This window comes from Paenibacillus glycinis (assembly GCF_009909185.1).
Classification (GTDB): Bacteria; Bacillota; Bacilli; order Paenibacillales; family Paenibacillaceae; genus Paenibacillus_Z; species Paenibacillus_Z glycinis.
Genome location: NZ_JAAAMV010000039.1, coordinates 1 through 18,723 on the forward strand (window position 1 = coordinate 1; position 18,723 = coordinate 18,723).

The 18,723-nt window shown below is 57.1% G+C and carries 16 protein-coding genes and 1 tRNA gene; 4 read left to right on the forward strand and 13 right to left on the reverse strand.

What is annotated here, in order from left to right; genetic code table 11:
* From rnr to GT019_RS30990, 3 genes are all read right to left on the reverse strand, one after another.
* Positions 1–2,373 (reverse strand): ribonuclease R (rnr, locus tag GT019_RS30980; RefSeq protein ID WP_161747311.1); only part of this gene is annotated, 2,373 nt, incomplete at its 3' end.
* A 315-nt stretch (positions 2,374–2,688) separates the two neighbouring features.
* Positions 2,689–2,925, reverse strand: coding sequence for a preprotein translocase subunit SecG (gene secG / locus GT019_RS30985; RefSeq protein WP_161747312.1), 237 nt, complete (start codon positions 2,923–2,925; stop codon positions 2,689–2,691).
* Positions 2,926–3,038: 113 nt separating this feature from the next.
* Positions 3,039–3,974 carry a phytanoyl-CoA dioxygenase family protein gene (locus GT019_RS30990; protein WP_161747313.1) on the reverse strand — a complete coding sequence of 312 codons (936 nt, stop codon included), beginning with the start codon at positions 3,972–3,974 and terminating at the stop codon, positions 3,039–3,041.
* Between the two features lie 267 nt (positions 3,975–4,241).
* On the opposite strand from GT019_RS30990, the gene GT019_RS30995 reads away from it, so the two are divergent.
* Positions 4,242–5,165 (forward strand): AraC family transcriptional regulator, encoded by a 924-nt coding sequence (locus GT019_RS30995; protein WP_161747314.1) that lies wholly within the window; start codon positions 4,242–4,244, stop codon positions 5,163–5,165.
* Positions 5,166–5,901: 736 nt separating this feature from the next.
* Here the strand turns inward: GT019_RS30995 and GT019_RS31000 are convergent.
* From GT019_RS31000 to GT019_RS31030, 7 genes are all read right to left on the reverse strand, one after another.
* Positions 5,902–6,666: a sugar phosphate isomerase/epimerase family protein gene (locus GT019_RS31000; protein ID WP_161747315.1), complete on the reverse strand. Its 765-nt coding sequence runs from the start codon at positions 6,664–6,666 to the stop codon at positions 5,902–5,904.
* A 428-nt stretch (positions 6,667–7,094) separates the two neighbouring features.
* Positions 7,095–8,387 (reverse strand): phosphopyruvate hydratase, encoded by a 1,293-nt coding sequence (gene eno, locus GT019_RS31005; RefSeq protein ID WP_161747316.1) that lies wholly within the window; start codon positions 8,385–8,387, stop codon positions 7,095–7,097.
* 102 nt (positions 8,388–8,489) lie between these two features.
* Positions 8,490–10,022 carry a 2,3-bisphosphoglycerate-independent phosphoglycerate mutase gene (gene gpmI / locus GT019_RS31010; RefSeq protein ID WP_161747317.1) on the reverse strand — a complete coding sequence of 511 codons (1,533 nt, stop codon included), beginning with the start codon at positions 10,020–10,022 and terminating at the stop codon, positions 8,490–8,492.
* A 1-nt stretch (position 10,023) separates the two neighbouring features.
* Complete coding sequence (gene tpiA / locus GT019_RS31015; RefSeq protein WP_161747318.1) at positions 10,024–10,776, reverse strand: triose-phosphate isomerase; 753 nt, start codon at positions 10,774–10,776, stop codon at positions 10,024–10,026.
* Positions 10,777–10,815: 39 nt separating this feature from the next.
* Positions 10,816–11,997: a phosphoglycerate kinase gene (locus GT019_RS31020; protein ID WP_161747319.1), complete on the reverse strand. Its 1,182-nt coding sequence runs from the start codon at positions 11,995–11,997 to the stop codon at positions 10,816–10,818.
* Between the two features lie 530 nt (positions 11,998–12,527).
* Positions 12,528–13,532, reverse strand: a complete 1,005-nt coding sequence (gene gap / locus GT019_RS31025) for a type I glyceraldehyde-3-phosphate dehydrogenase (RefSeq protein WP_161747320.1) — start codon at positions 13,530–13,532, stop codon at positions 12,528–12,530.
* A 99-nt stretch (positions 13,533–13,631) separates the two neighbouring features.
* Positions 13,632–14,669 carry a sugar-binding transcriptional regulator gene (locus tag GT019_RS31030; RefSeq protein WP_161747321.1) on the reverse strand — a complete coding sequence of 346 codons (1,038 nt, stop codon included), beginning with the start codon at positions 14,667–14,669 and terminating at the stop codon, positions 13,632–13,634.
* 241 nt (positions 14,670–14,910) lie between these two features.
* On the opposite strand from GT019_RS31030, the gene GT019_RS31035 reads away from it, so the two are divergent.
* From GT019_RS31035 to sda, 3 genes are all read left to right on the forward strand, one after another.
* A tRNA-Arg gene (locus GT019_RS31035) sits at positions 14,911–14,985 on the forward strand.
* 277 nt (positions 14,986–15,262) lie between these two features.
* Positions 15,263–15,844: an ATP-dependent Clp endopeptidase proteolytic subunit ClpP gene (clpP, locus tag GT019_RS31040; protein WP_161747342.1), complete on the forward strand. Its 582-nt coding sequence runs from the start codon at positions 15,263–15,265 to the stop codon at positions 15,842–15,844.
* 246 nt (positions 15,845–16,090) lie between these two features.
* Complete coding sequence (gene sda / locus GT019_RS32205) at positions 16,091–16,405, forward strand: sporulation histidine kinase inhibitor Sda (protein ID WP_235949621.1); 315 nt, start codon at positions 16,091–16,093, stop codon at positions 16,403–16,405.
* A gap of 62 nt (positions 16,406–16,467) precedes the next feature.
* Here the strand turns inward: sda and GT019_RS31050 are convergent, their stop codons facing one another.
* The 3 genes from GT019_RS31050 to whiA all read right to left on the reverse strand — a co-directional run bounded on the left by GT019_RS31050 (position 16,468) and on the right by whiA (position 18,721).
* Entirely contained in the window at positions 16,468–17,241 is a 774-nt protein-coding gene (locus GT019_RS31050; protein WP_161747322.1) for an SIMPL domain-containing protein, read from the reverse strand.
* A 180-nt stretch (positions 17,242–17,421) separates the two neighbouring features.
* Positions 17,422–17,691: an HPr family phosphocarrier protein gene (locus GT019_RS31055; protein ID WP_090583454.1), complete on the reverse strand. Its 270-nt coding sequence runs from the start codon at positions 17,689–17,691 to the stop codon at positions 17,422–17,424.
* Positions 17,692–17,791: 100 nt separating this feature from the next.
* A complete protein-coding gene (gene whiA / locus GT019_RS31060; RefSeq protein ID WP_161747323.1) occupies positions 17,792–18,721 on the reverse strand; it encodes a DNA-binding protein WhiA in 930 nt (309 codons plus the stop codon).
* Between the last annotated feature and the right edge of the window lie 2 nt (positions 18,722–18,723).

The following is an 18,723-nucleotide window of genomic DNA, read 5'->3' on the forward strand; positions in this document are numbered from 1 at the left end:
GCGCTCACCCCGCTGCGCGGCACCGCCTTCGCGGCCGGCTCCGCCCCGGCCGCCGCGTCCCTCGCCGCGCGGACTGCCCGCGCGCGGCTCGCGCACCACGCTCCGCTGCGCGGAGCCGCTTTCGCGGCCGGCTCCGCCCCGGCCGCCGCGCCCGCCGCGCGACGCACCGCGCTCGCGGCCGCCAAACCCGAGCTCGCGCGCGAGGTCGCCGTTGCCCGCGCCGCGCTCCAAGTTCTCGAGCATCGTGAAATCGATCGTATGCTCATCCATATTGACGCGCTCCACGCGGATGCGCACCTCGTCGCCGATGCGGAACGTCTTCGACGTGCGCTCGCCGATGAGCAGCATATGCTGCTCGTGGAAGTGATAATAATCGTCCGAGAGCTCGCTCAGGCGAATAAGCCCCTCGACCGTGTTCGGCAGCTCCACGAAGATGCCGAAGCTCGTCACGCTGCTGACGATACCTTCGAATTCTTCGCCGACCTTATCCAGCATGTACTCGCATTTCTTCAGCTTCTCCGTGTCGCGCTCCGCATCGACGGCCACGCGCTCGCGCTCCGACGACTGCTGCGCGATGTCCGGCATCCGCGCGGCGAGTGCTTCTTGGCGCGCATCCGTGAGCGCCCCGCCATGCTCCAGCACCTCCCGCATGACGCGGTGGATGACAAGATCAGGGTACCGGCGAATCGGCGAGGTAAAGTGGGAATAGAATTCCGCCGCCAGCCCGAAATGGCCGAGACTTTCCGCGTCGTATTTCGCCTGCTTCATGGATCGCAGCATCACCGTCGAGATCACCGTCTGCTCCTTCGAGCCGCGGATATCCTCGAGCAGCGTCTGCAGCGCCTTCGGATGGATGGCGCTGCCGCCTTTGCCCTTGATCGAGTAGCCGAAATTCGCCGCGAACTGCACGAAATTCAGCAGCTTCTCCTGATCGGGATTGTCGTGCGTCCGGTAGATGAACGGCACCTTGAGCCAATAGAAATGCTCCGCGACCGTCTCGTTCGCCGCCAGCATGAATTCTTCGATGATCGATTCCGCGATGGAGCGTTCGCGTTTGATGATGTCCACGGCCTTGCCCTGCTCGTCGACGATGACCTTCGCTTCCACGAAGTCGAAATCGATCGCGCCCCGCTTCATGCGCATATCGCGCAGCCGCATGGCCAGCTCCTCCATCAGCTTGAACGTGTCCGTCAATTCGGCGTAGCGTTCCGCGACTTCCGGATCCTCGCCTTGCAAAATCTTGCGCACGTTCGTGTACGTCATCCGTTCCTTCGTCCGAATGACGCTCGTGAAGACGTCATGGCGCACCCGCTTCAGCGTCGTCGCGTCGAATTCCATCTCGCAGGACATCGTCAGCCGGTCCACTTTCGGATTGAGCGAGCAGATGCCGTTCGAGAGCCGGTGAGGCAGCATCGGAATGACGCGGTCGACGAGATAGACGCTGCAGCCGCGGCGGTAAGCTTCTTGGTCCAAGGCCGAGTTTTCCTTCACGTAATAGCCGACGTCGGCGATATGAACGCCCAGCACGTAATTGCCGTTCTCGAGCCGTTCGATATTGACCGCGTCGTCGAGATCCTTGGCGTCCTCGCCGTCGATCGTGACGATCACTTTATTCCGCAGGTCGCGGCGGCCCTGGCGCACGATCTCGTCGTCGGTGATGGAGTCCGGTGCGGCTTCCGCCTCCGCCATCACGTCGTCCGGAAAGCTCTCGGGCAGCTGATGCTTGCGGATGATGGATAAAATATCGATGCCGGGATCATCCTTGTGCCCGAGCACTTCCACGATCTCGCCTTCCGCCGCCGCGCGTCCCTCGGGATACGTCACGATGCGCGCCACGACCTTCTGTCCCGTTACCGCCCCGTGAAACTGTCCTTCCGGGATGAAAATGTCCCGGTTGATCCGTTTGTCGTCCGGCAGCACGAAGCCGTAAACCTCGTGATTCTGGAACGTGCCGACAAGCTGCGTTACCGCGCGCTCCACGATGCGCACGACCTCGCCTTCCATGCGGCCGCCCGCCTCGCTGCGGGACGTGATGCGCACCAGCACGATATCGCCGTTCATCGCGCTCTTCAGATCGTTCGCGCCGATATACACGTCGCCGTGCGCCTTATCCTCGGGAATCAGGAAAGCGAAACCCTTCGCATGCGCCTGAACGCGCCCGCGCACCAAATTCATCCGTTCGGGCAGACCATAGCGGTCGCTCGCGTTGCGGACGATTTTCCCTTCGTTCTCCAGCTCGTTCAACAACACCAGAAACGTCCGGAACGATTCCGCGCTGCCTGCTCCGCCAAACTGCTTTTCCAGCTCTTGGTATGTCATCGGCTTGTACGTTTGCTCGCGCATATAATCAAGGAGCTGCTGCTCTGTTACCATTCTTTCTCACCTCATAATACCGCGATGCCGTCCATACACAATTGCAGCAGTCGGTTGATAGATTATCATATACCATATAGTATACACGAAAGCGGGGCCGACCATCCGCGGCAGCCCCGCCAAATTACAAAATTACCCTTGCATCATTACCCCATAAACGCCTGCCGCAAACGAAAAGCGTCCAAAAGCGGCGTCGGCGTCTCCGGATAGGCGTCGATCGGGCCGAAAAGGCAGCCTGCGGGTGCGGCCATTCGTAAACGCATTCATCCGCATACACAAAAAAAGCGGGCCGTAAGCCCGCTTTCGTTCACGTGATTAAACTTTAACCAGATAAGCAACGACAAGCGATAAAATAAAGAAGCCCGCCGCTACCCCTACGGTCAGACGCTGCAAAAACAGGTCCAAACCGCGCGCTTTCGTTTTTCCGAACAAATGCTCGGCACCACCGGAGATTGCGCCGGAGAGCCCTGCGCTCTTCCCTTTTTGAAGGAGAACTACGCAAATCAAAGCAAGCGCGAAAATAACGAGCAAAATTTTAAACGTAATATCCATCGTTCCACCTCCTGCACAAGGAGCAAATTTTCTTTGCCGCTGCCTTGTCGATAGAGGGGACAAGACCTAGAAACAGCAATATTATTGTATCATAGGCAGAAATCGAATACAAGCTAGCAAATCTTATCCTTTTGCCACCGGATCGACTCGTCGAACGGCACGAAATCGAACGCTTCCCGTTTCCAGTAATACATCAGATCCTCCCGCGTCCAACCTTCGTAAAGCTCATCCCATTCGAAAGGCCCGTGCGGCATCAGGGAGGCGTTCTCGATCGGCTGGCTGGCCGGTTGATAGCGAAGATCGAGAGACAGGCGAACACGCCCGGGATGCCGGTTCGGCAGCGCCTTGTGCACGGTCAGGCTGTGGAAGACGACCATGTCGCCCGCTTCGTAATCCCCCTCCGCCCACTCGTAGCCGAGGTTGCACAGAATCGTCTCCAATCCGCCGGCGCCTTCGGCGGCCGTCACGCCCAGGAGGCCGGCATTATTGCTGCCCTCCAGAATCGACAGTCCCCCGAGGGAACGCGGCACGTCGCCCACCGGCGCCCAGCAGGTCCAGGTATCGGCGCTGCCCTGGATATGAAGAAAATCCTGATGCGGCGGCGTGACCTTGAGCGCTTCGCTCGGCAGCATGATGCGCGCGATGTTGCGCGGATGCGGAAATGCCCGTTCGCCGAACAAACCGCCGAACATGGCCAGCATCTTGGGATGATGCGCGAACGCATGGAAGGCTTCCAGCTTCTGCACCTTGCGGTACACCTGCTGCGTCGTGCCGATGCCGTTCCAGTTGATCTCCTCCGGTTGCAAGCCGTCGATGGCTGGTTGGTTGCCGATGCCGTCGAGCAGCGGCTTCCCCGGGTCGAGCAGCCCCTCTTCCTGCAGCACGCCCAGCAGCAGGCAGCGCATCGCCATGATTTCGTCCCGCGCAAAGAAATGCTTGAAGAACAGGTACCCTTTCTCCGCCGCGACTCTTCGCAGCTCCTCTGGCCGCGACAGCAGCGGCGTCGCATCTTCGAACGCCCGCGTAGCCGGTTTGATTGCCGGATCCATCCTCATCCCGCCCTCTTCATTAAAGTGGTTAACGATTGTCGGCCTTAACGTTTGTTTTCGTCTCTGCGGCGATTATGGAGGAGTTAGAGCAAAGAAGGGCACTAAGCGCGCAAAAGCCGCCATTCCGAATTCGCATCTTAACCATTGCCGACTTTATATAATCATTGTATGCTCAGAATAACTGTACGTATTTGCTTATGTTCGACATACATTTAACTTTCATCGATATTCTGCAAGCGCAATCCTCTCGAATGCGAGGTGACCATGATGAGCGAAAACATGGAAAGCCGTTCATCGGCGACGCTGGCTTGGGACGAATTGCAGCCGGTCGTTTGGTACGCGAACCGAATGCAATGCCAGCCGGGATTCGCCTTCGGGCCGCGGGTGATCGACGAGCATCAGTTCATCCTCGTGGCGGACGGGTTCGGGACGGCCTGGATCCAAGGGGAGCGTTATGAAGCGGCGCCCGGAAGCCTGTTCTACTATGGACCGGATACGGTTCATCATTTCATCGCGGATGAAGAGAAGCCGTTTCTGCTTTATGGCCTTCATTTCAGCTGGACGGGGAATTACAAGGAGGCGGGGAAAGGCATCTCCATACGGGAGGTTTCGTTCGATCCTTCGGTTGACGCCAAGCAAGATAACCGATACTTGATCGTAGATCCCGAACAGCCCGAGGGGTGCCTGCTGATAACGGATATCCGGACCTTGTCCATCGAGCGCTTCGAGCCTCGCTTTGCCCGGATTGCGGAATGCTACGGCATGGATGAGAGCGGCTTCAAAGCCTCGATGCTGCGCGGTTTGCTGCTCGAATTATTGGCGGCTATGAAACAGTGGGACCGGCAGGGCAACCAAGGGCAGCCGATCACGCCGATCATCGGGGCCATTGCGGAGCGGCTCGCTTCTCATGCCCGCGAACGATACGACCATCGCTGGCTCGGCGAGTGGAGCTCGTATCATCCGGATCATGTCGCCCGTCAGTTCCGGGCACAGCTCGGCGTCACGCCGTACGATTTCTTCATGAGCCGCAAGCTGCAGCTGGCCAAAGACCTGCTTGCCCATTCCGAGCTCCCGCTCCTGGACGTCGCCGACGAACTGGAAGTCGGCAGCATCCACAATTTCACCAAATGGTTCAAACAGCATACCGGCCTGCCTCCGGGTAAATTTAGGAGCAGGAGCCGTTTCATCTAGCTCCGGTTTTGCGATGGGGCTCCGGTTTTGCGATGGACGCTCTCGCGGTGCTCCGCACCAAAGTCGCGCCCATTCGCAAAACCTGCGCAGCAGGGGAGTTCAAGGACGCTCTCGCGGTCCTCCGCACCAAAGTCGCGCCCATTCGCAAAACCTGCGCAGCAGGGGAGTTCAAGGACGCTCTCGCGGTGCTCCGCACCAAAGTCGCGCCCATTTGCAAAACCTACGCAGCAGGGGGAGTTCAAGGACGCTCTCGTGGTGCTCCGCGCCAAAGTCGCGCCCATTCGCAAAACCTACGCAGCAGGGGAGTTCAAGGACGCTCTCGTGGTGCTCCGCGCCAAAGTCGCGTCCATTCGCAAAACCTAAGCAGCAGAGTGATTCAAGGACGCTCTCGCGGTGCTCCGCGCCAAAGTCGCGTCTATTCGCAAAACCTGCGCAGCAGGTTGGTTCAAAGGCGCTCTCGGTGTCTCCACCCATAGTCGCCTCCCCTTAGCCTAACTCAGGACCTCGTGGAATTCTGCCCCTAGCATCCGCCTGCCGGCCGACGGGACTGTGGGGATTTGGCTCCATCTCGGACGGATGATTCCCCCGCCAATCAAAAAGGTCCCCAATCGCCCGCGCACTGCGGGAGATGGGGACCTTCATTTGGTTACCTTCTGAGAGAAACTTCGGCCAACCTCGTCCGGCTACCTTTGCTTCGCCAATTGCATTACTTGCCGTTTCCTCTTAGGCAGTCCTATCAATAACCGTTTTGGCGGAAGAAATCCAAGCTGATCTTCGCGCTCTCGAGCGAGGAGTTCTCGAACTCTTCCTGCTCGACGATGAAGTATTCGATGCCGGCTTGCTCGGCGATCGCCATGACGCCTTTCAAGTCGACGACGCCGGCGCCCACCTCGGTGTCGCTGCGGCCTTGGCCGAAATCTTTAAAATGCGCCAGCGGCACGCGGCCGGCGTAGCGCGTCACGTACTCGGCCGGCTTCTGGCCGCCCATGTGCACCCAGCCCAGATCGAACTCGGCGATCAGGTATTCGGCAGGTACTTTTTCCAACAGCCAGTCGAGCACCGGTTTGCCATCGACCTTCTTGAATTCGAAGTCATGGTTGTGATAGCCGTATTTGAGGCCTGCTTCCGTTACTTGCTTGCCGGCGGCTTCCAGGATCCCCGCCAGTTTGTTGACGTCGTCGATCGTCGGGTTTTCCGGCAGCGGCGCCCATGGCGTCACGATGTACTTGAGGCCGAGCTCCTTGGCGTATGCGATCTGTTTCTCCAGATCGGCGGAGATTAACTCCGGCTCGCCGAAATTCAATCCGACATGCGCCGAAGGCGCTTCCAATTTCAACTCGTCGAGAACCGCTTTCAGCTCGGACGCCGGCGTGTTGTAATACCCCGCAAACTCCACCGCGGTATAGCCCATTTCCGCCACTTTGCGAATCGTGCCCAGAAAATCCTTCTCCGTTTGATCGCGAAGCGTGTACAACTGCAAGCCTACTACCGGTTTTGCCACGATATCCACCTCGAATAATGAGTATAGTCTGCCACTTGCCCGTCTTTCGGCCAATAAAAAAAGAGGAGAGCTGCAGGTCCTTGCGCCCTGCGGATCGCGGTATGCCGCATGTCCAACCCCCGGTTGTACACGCAAACCATACCCGCGTCGCTCTCCCCTAATTATAGCCGTCCCCCAAGGTTTAACTACCGCGCCTTTTGGGACATTCTTTTGTCATTTTGGCTTTTGCTGGATAGTTAAAGCCACCATCAACCGGCCTCATGCTGACGCAAAAACCAAAGCTTATGCTCCCGAAGCTATTTTTGCTTTAGGATGCCTGGTAATCGGGCCTCACGCTGACGCTGACGCAAAAACCAAAGCTTATGCTCCCGAAGCTGTTTTTGCTTTTTGGATGCCTCTTAATCCGGCTTCCTGCTGACGCAAAAACCTTACTTAAAGTTTTTCAAGTTGTAGAACGCGCTTTTGCCGGCGTATTGCGCCGTCGAGCCCAGTTCGTCTTCGATGCGAAGCAATTGGTTGTATTTCGCGACGCGGTCCGTACGGGACGGAGCGCCGGTTTTGATTTGGCCGGCGTTGGTCGCTACCGCGATGTCCGCGATCGTGCTGTCTTCGGACTCGCCGGAACGGTGAGAGATAACCGCCGTGTAACCGGCGCGTTTCGCCATTTCGATCGCATCGAACGTTTCCGTCAGGGAACCGATTTGGTTGACTTTAACCAGGATCGAGTTGCCTACGCCCTTCTCGATGCCGTCGGACAGACGCTCGGTGTTCGTTACGAACAGGTCGTCGCCGACGAGTTGGACTTTGCCGCCCAATTTCTCGGTGAGCAATTTCCAGCCTTCCCAGTCGTCTTCGGAGCAGCCGTCTTCGATCGTGATGATCGGATATTTATCGGCCCACGAAGCGAGCAGGTCGACGAACTCGGCGGACGTGAACGAACGGCCTTCGCCTTCGAGATGGTATTTGCCGTCTTTATAGAACTCGGTGGACGCTACGTCCATGCCGAGGAATACGTCTTCGCCCGGCTTGTAGCCCGCGCGCTCGATCGCGGAGATGATCGTCGTGATGGCTTCTTCGTTCGAACCCAGGTTCGGCGCGAAGCCGCCTTCGTCGCCGACGGCCGTGTTCAGGCCTTTGTCTTTCAGAACCGATTTCAGGTTGTGGAAGATTTCCGCGCCGATGCGAAGCGCTTCTTTGAAGCTTTCCGCGCCGACAGGCAGAACCATGAACTCTTGCACGTCGATGTTGTTGTCGGCATGCTCGCCGCCGTTGACGATGTTCATCATCGGAACCGGAAGGGTCTTGGCGTTGAATCCGCCCAGGTACGTGTACAATGGCACGTCAAGCGCGTCGGCCGCAGCGCGCGCGCAAGCCATGGATACGGCCAGAATCGCGTTGGCGCCCAATTTGCCTTTGTTGTGCGTACCGTCCAGTTGAATCATTTTGCGGTCGATCAGCACTTGGTCCAGCGCGTCCAGGCCGATGATTTCAGGAGCGATGATCGTGTTCACGTTTTCGACGGCTTTCAGCACGCCTTTGCCGAGGTAGCGGGATTTGTCGCCGTCGCGAAGCTCCACGGCTTCGTATGCGCCAGTGGATGCTCCGGATGGCACGATAGCGCGGCCTTTGCCGCCGGACTCCAGCATAACTTCGACTTCAACGGTAGGGTTGCCGCGGGAATCCAGTACTTCGCGTGCATAAACGTCGGTAATGATAGACATTTTCGTAAACACTCCTTCAAAGGTTATCTTTTTGTGCCGGCCGGGCGCGTCCTCGCGGTTCGGCCCCGCCGGTCTTTGTCGTCTAAGATTGTACTGTATCTTTTAGCCTTGGACAAGCGACCGGCCGGTCATTTCTTCCGGCTGCTTCAGACCCGCGAAATGCAGGATCGTCGGCGCGATGTCCGCCAGGATGCCGCCTTCGCGCAGCGGGCCGACTTGCCGGGTCACGATGAACGGAACCGGGTTCGTCGTATGCGCGGTGAACGGGCGTCCGTTCTCGTCGATGACCATGTCCGCGTTGCCGTGGTCCGCCGTGATGAGGCAGACGCCGCCTTTGGCCAGCACCGCTTCCACGACTTGTCCGAGGCAGGCGTCCGTCGCTTCGACCGCCTTGATCGTCGGCTCCAGCATGCCGGAGTGGCCGACCATGTCGGGGTTGGCGAAGTTCAGGATGATCACGTCTTGACGGTCGTTCTCGATCTCGTTCACCGCGGCCGCGGCGACTTCGTACGCGCTCATCTCCGGCTTCAGGTCATAGGTGGCGACCTTCGGCGACGGAATCAGGATGCGCGTCTCGCCCGGAAGCTCGTGATCGCGGCCGCCGCTGAAGAAGAACGTCACGTGCGGGTATTTCTCGGTCTCGGCGATGCGAAGCTGGCGCTTGTTGTTTTGCACGAGCACCTCGCCCAGCGTGTTGTCCAGGTTCTTCGGTTTATACGCGACGAACCCGCCGACCGTTTCGCTGAAGAGCGTCAGACAGACGAAGTACAGGTTCTTCGGCGCTTTCGGGCCGCGGTCGAAGCCGGGGAAGTCCTCGTTCGTGAACACTTGCGACAATTGAATCGCACGGTCGGGGCGGAAGTTGAAGAAAACGACCGCGTCTTCGGATTCCACGGTGCCGACAGGGCTGCCGTCTTCCTTGACGATGACCGACGGCACGAAGAACTCGTCGAACACCGACTTCTCGTAGGATTCCGTTATGGCTTGGATCGGATCGGCGTATTGCGGGCCGTCGCCGTACACCATCGCGCGGTACGATTTCTCGACGCGCTCCCAGCGCTTGTCGCGGTCCATGGCATAATAGCGGCCTTGCAAGGTAGCGATTCGGCCTACGCCGAGTTCTTGAATCTTCGCGATCAGCTGCTCCAGATAGCCCTTGCCGCTGTCCGGCGCCACGTCGCGGCCGTCCAGGAACGCGTGGATGTAGACATCCTCGAATGCTTCCTTCTTCGCAAGCTCCAGCAGCGCGAACAGATGCGCGATATGGCTGTGAACGCCGCCGTCGGACAACAGCCCGTACAGGTGCAGCTTTTTGCCGTTCGTCTTCGCGTGGCGCACGGCGCCGAGCAGCGTCTCGTTATCGAAGAAGTCTCCGTCGCGGATCGACTTGCTGATGCGGGTCAAATCCTGATACACGATCCGGCCTGCGCCGATGTTCAGGTGACCTACTTCAGAGTTGCCCATTTGTCCTTCCGGCAAACCTACGGCTTCGCCGCTCGCCGTAAGCGTCGTATGCGGGAAAGTCGACCAATAACGGTCGTAATTCGGCTTGTTCGCCTGTGCGACCGCGTTGCCCGTCACGTCGTTGCGAAGGCCGAAGCCGTCCAAAATAATCAGTGCTACGGGTGCCGTCATGTTACTTCGCCCCCTCGACAAGCTGAATGAAGGAAGCGGGCTCGAGGCTCGCTCCGCCTACCAAGGCGCCGTCGATGTTGGATTGACCCATATACTCGCTTACGTTGTTCGGTTTCACGCTGCCGCCATATTGAATGCGGACCGCATTCGCGGTAGCTGCATCGTACAAGCCCGCGATCACGCCGCGGATGAAGGCGATGACGTCTTCCGCGTCCGCGGACGTCGACGATTTGCCCGTTCCGATCGCCCAGATCGGCTCGTACGCCACGACGACTTCAGCTGCCTGCGCAGCGGAGAGGCCTTGGAAAGCCGCTTCCGTTTGCACTTGGCAGACGTTTTTCGTTTGCTCGGCTTCGCGCTCTTCCAGCTTTTCGCCGACGCACACGATCGGGCTCAAGCCGTGCTTGAATGCCGCATGCACTTTCTTGTTCACGATCTCGTCCGATTCCGCGAAGTACGCGCGGCGCTCGGAGTGGCCGATGATAACGTACTTCACGCCAAGGTCCTTCAGCATGATGCCGCTGATCTCGCCCGTGTACGCGCCGTTGTCCTCGAAATGGACGTTTTGCGCGCCGATGGCGATCGTCGTGCCTTTCGCCGCTTCCACAAGCGCTGGCAGCGTCGTGAACGGCGCGCAGATGACGGTTTCGACGCCGTCGACCTCCGCTTTGCCCTTTACGTCCGCGAAGAATGCCGTCGCTTCGGAAACGGTTTTGAACATTTTCCAGTTCCCCGCAATAATCGGTTTACGCATAGTCATTATCGCTCCTTCGGCTTACTCGTGTATTCGGTCTTATTTATCGTTCAAGGCTACGACGCCCGGGAGCGCTTTGCCTTCCATGAATTCCAGCGAGGCGCCGCCGCCCGTGGAGATGTGATCCATTTTGTCGGCCAGGTGGAACTTCTCGGCTGCCGCAGCGGAGTCGCCGCCGCCGATGACCGTGTATGCGGAAGTCTCAGCGCAAGCTTGCGCAACCGCGCGCGTGCCGTGGGAGAACGGCTCGATCTCGAATACGCCCATCGGTCCGTTCCAGACGACCAGCTTGGAATTCTTGATGACGTCCGCATAGATTTCGCGCGTCTTCGGTCCGATGTCGATGCCTTCCCAGTCGGCCGGAATGCCGTCGACGTCGACGATCTTCGTGTTGGCTTTCGCGCTGAACTCGTCCGTGATGACCACGTCAACAGGCAGCAGGAAGTTTTTGCCGAGTTTTTTCGCTTTCTCGATGAACTCGAGGGCCAGGTCCAGCTTCGAGTTGTCGCACAGCGATTGGCCGATCTCGTGGCCTTGCGCTTTGAAGAACGTGTAGGACAGGCCGCCGCCGATGATGATGTTGTCCGCGATCTCGATCATCTTGTTGATGACGTCGATTTTGTCTTTGACTTTGGAGCCGCCCACGATCGCCGTGAACGGACGCTCGGGATTGAGCAGCGCTTTGCCGAGGACGTCCAGCTCCTTCTCCATCAGCAAGCCGGATACGGCCGGCAGGAAGTGCGCGACGCCTTCCGTCGAAGCATGCGCGCGGTGAGCGGCGCCGAACGCGTCGTTAACGAACAGGTCCGCCAGCTCGGCAAAAGCTTTCGCCAGCTCCGGATCGTTCTTCTCTTCGCCTTCGTAGAAACGAACGTTCTCGAGCAAGAGCACGTCGCCTTCCTTGAGATCGGCTGCTTGCGCCTTGACGGCCTCGCCGATCGCTTCGTCGGCTTTCGCGACCGGCTTGCCCAACAGCTCGGACAAACGCTCGCCGGCTTTCGTCAAGCGCAGGTCTTCCACGACTTGACCTTTCGGACGACCCATGTGGCTCGCCAAAATCACCTTCGCGCCGTTCTCGATCAGATACTTGATGGTCGGCAGCGTCTCGCGGATCCGCGTATCGTCCGTAATTGCCCCGTTCTCCATCGGCACGTTAAAATCCACACGAACAAATACACGTTTGCCTGCAACTTCAACGTCACGCACACTCTTCTTGTTCATAAGCAGAATTCCTCCCGGGTACCCAAGCCGCCGCAAGGCGAAAAAAGGTCAAAGTGTATTCAAATTCTCCACGCTATCCATCCCGCTATGGCGGTCTATTTCTCTATGTGTAAGGCGCCGCAGGCGCCGTGTTCTTACTTTGTGACACCGCAGGTGTCATGACTTTGCATTGCGGTGCCGCAGGCGCCATGCTATCAATGGCTCCGTCATGCCGCAGCGCATCTTGCCGTCCAGGTTCCAATAGGGAACCGCCATACGCCCTTCCCAAGCATCAGCGAAGCGCCGATGCGGCCATCCCAGCCCCGCGAACAACCTTCGCGGTCTCTTGACCTTCCAGTCGCAAGGGAGCGCCGAAATGAAAGCTTAAGCCCCCGCGGAGCCCCGCAGGGCGAAGCATCAAGGGCGTATGGCGGGCCCCCGTAAACCACCGCGAAGGAGCTACATCAGTAGCTCCTTCGCCAACATCGGGTGTCCAGAGGGGAACCCTTGGAATCCCCCTTTGCAAGGGGGAATTAGGGGGATGGTCCCTCTTACAGACCTTTCGATGCGATATATGCAGCCAGGTCGACGACGCGGTTCGAGTAGCCCCACTCGTTGTCGTACCAGGAGATGACTTTGACCATGTTGCCTTCAACGACCATCGTCGACAGCGCATCGATCGTGGAGGAAGCAGGGTCGTGGTTGTAGTCGCTCGATACAAGCGGCTCTTCGGAGTAGTTCAAGATGCCTTTAAGGGACGTTTCGGAAGCGTCTTTCAGCGCTGCGTTCACTTCTTCGACCGTAACGTTGACTTTCAGCTCGGCAACCAGGTCGGTTACGGAAACGTTAGGCGTAGGTACGCGCATGGCCATGCCGTTCAATTTGCCTTTCAGCTCAGGCAGTACAAGGGATACCGCTTTTGCAGCGCCCGTGGAAGAAGGAATGATGTTTTCTGCGGCAGCGCGAGCGCGGCGCAGGTCTTTATGCGGAACGTCGAGAACGGATTGATCGTTCGTGTACGAGTGGATAGTCGTCATCATGCCTTTTACGATACCGAACTTGTCGTTAAGCACTTTCGCGAACGGAGCCAGACAGTTCGTCGTGCAAGATGCGTTGGAGATGATCGTGTGAGCGGCTGCATCGTATTTGTCTTCGTTAACGCCCATGACGATCGTGATGTCTTCGTTGGAAGCAGGAGCGGAGATGATGACTTTTTTCGCGCCGCCTTTCAGGTGAAGCTCGGCTTTTTCTTTCGCCGTGAAGATACCCGTGGATTCAACGACGATTTCCGCGCCTACGGATGCCCATGGAAGGTTCTCAGGGTTACGTTCAGCAAAAACTTTGATTTCGCGGCCGTTCACGACCAGCGCGCCTTCTTTTGCTTCGACCGTGCCGTCAAGCTTGCCGTGCGTCGTGTCGTATTTAAGCAGGTGGGCCAGCGTGTTCGTGTCCGTCAAATCGTTGACTGCGACGATTTGAACATCCGGGTTGTTCAGGGCTGCGCGGAATACGTTACGACCGATGCGACCAAATCCGTTAATACCAACTTTTACCATTTTTGTTTCCTCCTAGACATGATTTCATTTATCTCAAGACGAGGATCGCAGGAAAGCCGGCGGGGCCGCCCTCCGATTCGTCAAGATCACGTTGCTGCATTACTGCGATTCCTTCTCGATGATTGCCGCGATCTCAAGCGCGGCCGCTTCATCCGTTACGAGCACGTCGTCATGGCCGAAACGCATCACGGCCGCGATGGCCTCGCCTTTGCTCCGTCCGCCCGCGATCGCGATCACGACCTCGGTCTCCATGATGTCCTCGAGCCGCAAGCCCGCAGTCAGCATCTTGTGGACGACTTCGCCGTGCCGGTCGAAATAATAGCCGAACGATTCCGCGAGCGCGCCTTCCGCCTTCATGGCTTCCACGACCGCCGCGTCGACGCGCCTGCGCCTTGCCATCACCATAGCGTCCCCGATGCCGTGAACGACGATGCGGGCTTCGCGGATCACTTCCACGATCTCCCGGACATTCGGTTCCTGCATCAAGGAGTTGTACGCTTCTTCGCCCAAATGGTCGGGCACGTGAAGCATCCTGTACTGCGCGCCGGTTCGCTTCGCCATCGTGGAAGCGATCGTATTGGCCTGGTAGTCCAAGCTTTCTCCGAGTCCCCCGCGCGCCGGCACGAACAAATTGCTTCTCAGCGGCGTCTGGGACGTCAGCTGGTTCGCCACTTGCGCAAGCGTCGATCCGCCCGTTACGGCGATGACGTCGTTTGCCTTCATATCTTTCCTTAGCACGCTGCAGCCTGCTCTTCCAAGCTCTCTGCCCGTTGCCGGAGATTCGTCCGAATCGCCCGAGACGATAACCACTTGCTTCAAGCCGAAATGCTTGCGGATCTTCTCTTCCAGCTCCGATAAGCCGAACATCGCCTTATAGAACGGCTCCATTTCGTCCAGCAGGCGCTTCCCCGCTTCGCTGATCCGCATGCCGGCGGCGTCGATGATCAGCAGCTCCTGCGATTTCAGGAAGTCCGTTTCGGCGCGGAGCACGCGTTCCGTCATTTCCAGCGATGCGGCGAGCGAACGTCTCCCGATCATGTCCGAAAGCATCACTTGACGGAGGATGAGGTATCGTTTGCGCATGACGACGAGCAAATCCGGCAGAAGCTGCTGTTGTATGGCGATGAGCGAGTGCATCTTTCAACATCAACTCCTGTTACAGAAGAGCATGGGTTAATTCCGGTCTATCAACGTGGACATAAAACGTCCCATATGATCGTTTTAAGTCCCACCACTATTGTAACCCATTCGACAGGAGGGGGCAAGGTCGTTTTCCCGAATGAAAACGATTACCGTCACGATTTACACAATATTATTTTGCAATGACGTCTTGCTTTTCTCTTCGCTTTCCCCTATAATCATATTTGCTGTCACAAATGCGCCCGTGGTCCAATGGATATGACGTAGGCCTCCGGAGCCTGAGATCGAGGTTCAATTCCTCGCGGGCGCGCCATTAATCAAATACGCTCGACTACATAACGAAGGGCCTTCCGATAACGGGGGCTCTTTTTCATTGCCTACGCCGTTTGTCCCTCAAACAGCATCTCCAAATCCGCCGCAATGTAACCTCGTATCGCCCGGTTATCAAGCGGTTCGACGATGTTTTGACCTTCTCTGACTATATGTCCTGACCTTCTTTGACTTTTACGATCGAATCCGTTATGATGTTTTTACACAAGTCGCCACTATCTCAACCCATTTTGCTTTAGGAGGGAATTACGATGGAATCGATGAATTTCGTACCCATGGTTATTGAGCAGAGCAACCGCGGAGAACGCGCTTACGACATTTACTCCCGTTTGCTGAAGGATCGGATTGTATTCCTCGGTACGCCTGTCAACGACATGGTCGCCAACTCCATTATCGCGCAGCTGCTGTTCCTTGCCGCCGACGATCCCGAGAAAGACATCTCGCTCTACATTAACAGTCCTGGCGGTTCCGTCTCGGCAGGTCTTGCCATATTCGATACCATGAATTTCATCAAACCGGAGGTTTCGACGATCTGCGTCGGCATGGCCGCTTCGATGGGCGCTTTCCTGCTCGCCGCCGGCGCGAAGGGCAAACGTTACGCCCTGCCGAACAGCGAAGTCATGATCCATCAGCCGCTCGGCGGCGCGCAAGGCCAAGCCAGCGACATCGAGATCCGCGCGAAGCATATTCTCAAGACGCGCGACACGCTGAATCGCATCCTCGTGGAACGCACCGGCCAGACGCTTGAGAAAATCGAGCGCGACACCGACCGCGATTACTTCATGTCCGCTGCCGAAGCCGCTGCGTACGGTCTGGTCGACAAAGTGATCGAGAAGCTGTAAGATCCGCTTCTTCCGCCGCAAAGAGCGCTAACCCGCTAAAGGGTTAGCGCTCTTTTTTATTAATGCCCCTGCACTTCACCAGCACCGCTAATTCGATTCATAAATCCCAGCGCCTGTCAAGAGTTATTCACAAGCATGAACCGTTAAGCACGATGCCTTAAAATCATGTTAATATGTACTAAATGATTCCATATCCTCCTTCACTTAGGCTACGTATTGAAATCTATAAAACGGAGTTGCACACGCATGAAACTTACGAAACCGTTCGCAAGCGTGCGAAATTTCATTCGACCTCATGACTCGGGCAATGCTTTTACGCCATACGCGCCAACGTTCGAACCCAAATATCAGCATGCTTCTTCAGAACCCGATACGCAAAACCTGTTTTTGCCGATGCAGGACAGGTCACTTTTACTTCGGCCGCTTAGCGATTCTCATCTGATCGAAGTGTATCACGAAGCGAAGGCCATGCATCTTTCCGAAGAGTTTATCTCTTTGATCGAACATGCGATCGAGCAGCGCGGGTTGAACGTCAACGACGACCGCAAATCCCTCGCATAATCCCTGCAAACGCAAAGGCAGACCTTCCTCCGAAGCCGGAGGCCGGTCTGCCTTTTTTGTTGCTATTGCATCTCGTAGACGACGGTGATGTCCGTGGTCACGGTAATTTCGCCGGTTTGCACGCTCGTGCTCGGGGCGCTGCCCGCATCCGCCGCCGGCGCTGCCATCTCGCCTTTACCGATGAAGATCGGTCCGCTATTGGCGCTATTTTGCGTGATGGTGAAGACGCCCTTCACTTGCTTGCCGGCTGCTTTGGCCAGCGTCTCGGCTTTCGCTTTGGCATTCGCCATCGCTTTGTCGAGCGCCTGAAGCTCGTATTGATCCTGCTTCTCCGTATCGAACTGTACGCCATCCACGCGGTTCGCGCCCGATGCGGACAAATCGTCGAGCAGCTTGCCGATCCCGTTCAAGTCGCGGGTCGTCACCTGGATGGTATGCACCGCCAGATAGTCTTTGATCTTGCTGGTGCCGTCCTTGCTGTTGTACTCGTATTCCGGCTGTACGGTGAAGCCCGTCGTCTTGACGTCCTTCGTCGCGACCTTATACGTGTCGTACAGCAGCTTCGTCAGCCCCGTGAATTGGGATGCGTTCTTCGACTGCGCTTCTTTGGCCGATGCCGCCCTCGCTTCCACCGCCACGCTCAAGTACGCCACGTCCGGCGCCGCCTCGATCTTGCCGCTGCCCGAGACCGTAATCGTGCTCTTCTGCACGAGCGCGTCGTTGTCGACCGCGTAGACCGGCTTGCTGCCATGTCCTGCCCCGCCAAACATCGCGCCAACTCCTACCGCCAGCGCCAATACCGGCACCAACGCCCATTTCGGTTTCATCTTCATCATCGTCTTCGCCCCTTTTTGCCAAAAATAGGTGTTCTTGTTATGTAAGACGCGCCGCTCCCCCGCGATGTTGCGGTTGTCCGAGAAGAATTATCGCCTCCCCCGGATAGAAACAGAAAAAACCCCCGTTAGGGAGTTTCCTCGTATCAAAATTACGACCTCGAACGGGCTGCAATTTCGCCATTATTGGTTCTCGAGCTCTTCCTTGCTGACCAGGTTGACTAAAGCGGTTACAGCTTGGTCGGCATCCGAACCTTCCGCGCTTATCGTGACTTCAGTCCCTGAACTAATCGCAAGGCTCATAATGCCCATAATCGATTTTGCGTTCACTTTTTTATCGTCCTTCTCAACAAAGACCTCGGAAGAAAACTTGTTCGCTTCCTGAACAAAAAGTGCGGCCGGTCTTGCATGAAGACCTGTCTTCAGTCGAACGACAACCGGATGCCTTGTCATGGAAACCTTACCCCCTATACGAAATTCAACCCTTATAAGCGTACAAACGTCATTTTACTCACTATTATATCACTTTTTTGCTTTGTACACTAGCCATTGCCTATCCGTTCCTTAATTTTTCCGCAAGCTCGTCGATTTTACGCAGCCGGTGGTTCACGCCGGACTTGCTCACTTTCCCTTTGAGCATCTCGCCGACTTCGGTCAAATTCAGATCCGGATGCATCATTCTTATATTCGCTACTTCGCGGAGCTTCTCGGGGAGCGAATCCAGCCCCACTTCCCGCTCCAGCAGCTTGATATTATCGATCTGGCGGACAGCCGCCCCGATCGTCTTATTCAAATTTGCCGTCTCGCAGTTCACGATCCGGTTGACGGAGTTCCGCATATCCCGCATGATTCGGACATCCTCGAATTTGAACAGCGCTTGATGCGCTCCGATGATGCTGAGAAGCTCGATGATCTTCTCGCCCTCTTTCATGTAGAAGATGAACCCCTTCTTCCGTTCGATGCAGCGGGCGTTCAAGTCGAACTTGTTCGCCAGCTCCACGAGCGCCTGACAATGTTCTTCGTACATCGTGGCGATCTCCAGATGGTACGAGGAGCCCTCCGGATTGTTGACGGAGCCGCCGGCCAGGAACGCGCCGCGCAGATAGGCTCGTTTGCAGCATGATTTGCGGATCATTTCCTTGTCGATGCCTTGATTGAACACGAACCCTTCCGACACGATTTTGAGCTCGGCCAAGATCTCCTGCACTTTGGTCGGAATGCGCACGATATACACATTGTTTTTCTTCAGCCTCATTTTTTTGCGAACCAACAGCTCCGTGTGCACGGCAAACTGCTTCTTGATGAGGGAATAGATCCGTCTTGCGATTGCAGCGTTTTCCGTCGAAATATCAAGGATGACCTTCCGGCTGGACAACGAGACCGAACCGTTCATGCGAATCAGCGCAGACAGCTCTGCCAATTCGCAGCACGCATCCGCTTCGATGAGCGTCAATTCTTTTTTGGTTTGTCCCGCAAAAGACACGT

Bases quoted from the DNA above. Each gene is read 5' to 3' on its own strand.
- secG (WP_161747312.1), bottom strand. From the start codon at position 2,925: ATGGATATTACGTTTAAAATTTTGCTCGTTATTTTCGCGCTTGCTTTG.
- GT019_RS30990 (WP_161747313.1), bottom strand. From the start codon at position 3,974: ATGGATCCGGCAATCAAACCGGCTACGCGGGCGTTCGAAGATGCGACG.
- GT019_RS30995 (WP_161747314.1), top strand. From the start codon at position 4,242: ATGAGCGAAAACATGGAAAGCCGTTCATCGGCGACGCTGGCTTGGGAC.
- eno (WP_161747316.1), bottom strand. From the start codon at position 8,387: ATGTCTATCATTACCGACGTTTATGCACGCGAAGTACTGGATTCCCGC.
- gpmI (WP_161747317.1), bottom strand. From the start codon at position 10,022: ATGACGGCACCCGTAGCACTGATTATTTTGGACGGCTTCGGCCTTCGC.
- tpiA (WP_161747318.1), bottom strand. From the start codon at position 10,776: ATGCGTAAACCGATTATTGCGGGGAACTGGAAAATGTTCAAAACCGTT.
- GT019_RS31020 (WP_161747319.1), bottom strand. From the start codon at position 11,997: ATGAACAAGAAGAGTGTGCGTGACGTTGAAGTTGCAGGCAAACGTGTA.
- gap (WP_161747320.1), bottom strand. From the start codon at position 13,532: ATGGTAAAAGTTGGTATTAACGGATTTGGTCGCATCGGTCGTAACGTA.
- GT019_RS31030 (WP_161747321.1), bottom strand. From the start codon at position 14,669: ATGCACTCGCTCATCGCCATACAACAGCAGCTTCTGCCGGATTTGCTC.
- clpP (WP_161747342.1), top strand. From the start codon at position 15,263: ATGAATTTCGTACCCATGGTTATTGAGCAGAGCAACCGCGGAGAACGC.
- sda (WP_235949621.1), top strand. From the start codon at position 16,091: ATGAAACTTACGAAACCGTTCGCAAGCGTGCGAAATTTCATTCGACCT.
- GT019_RS31050 (WP_161747322.1), bottom strand. From the start codon at position 17,241: ATGATGAAGATGAAACCGAAATGGGCGTTGGTGCCGGTATTGGCGCTG.
- GT019_RS31055 (WP_090583454.1), bottom strand. From the start codon at position 17,691: ATGACAAGGCATCCGGTTGTCGTTCGACTGAAGACAGGTCTTCATGCA.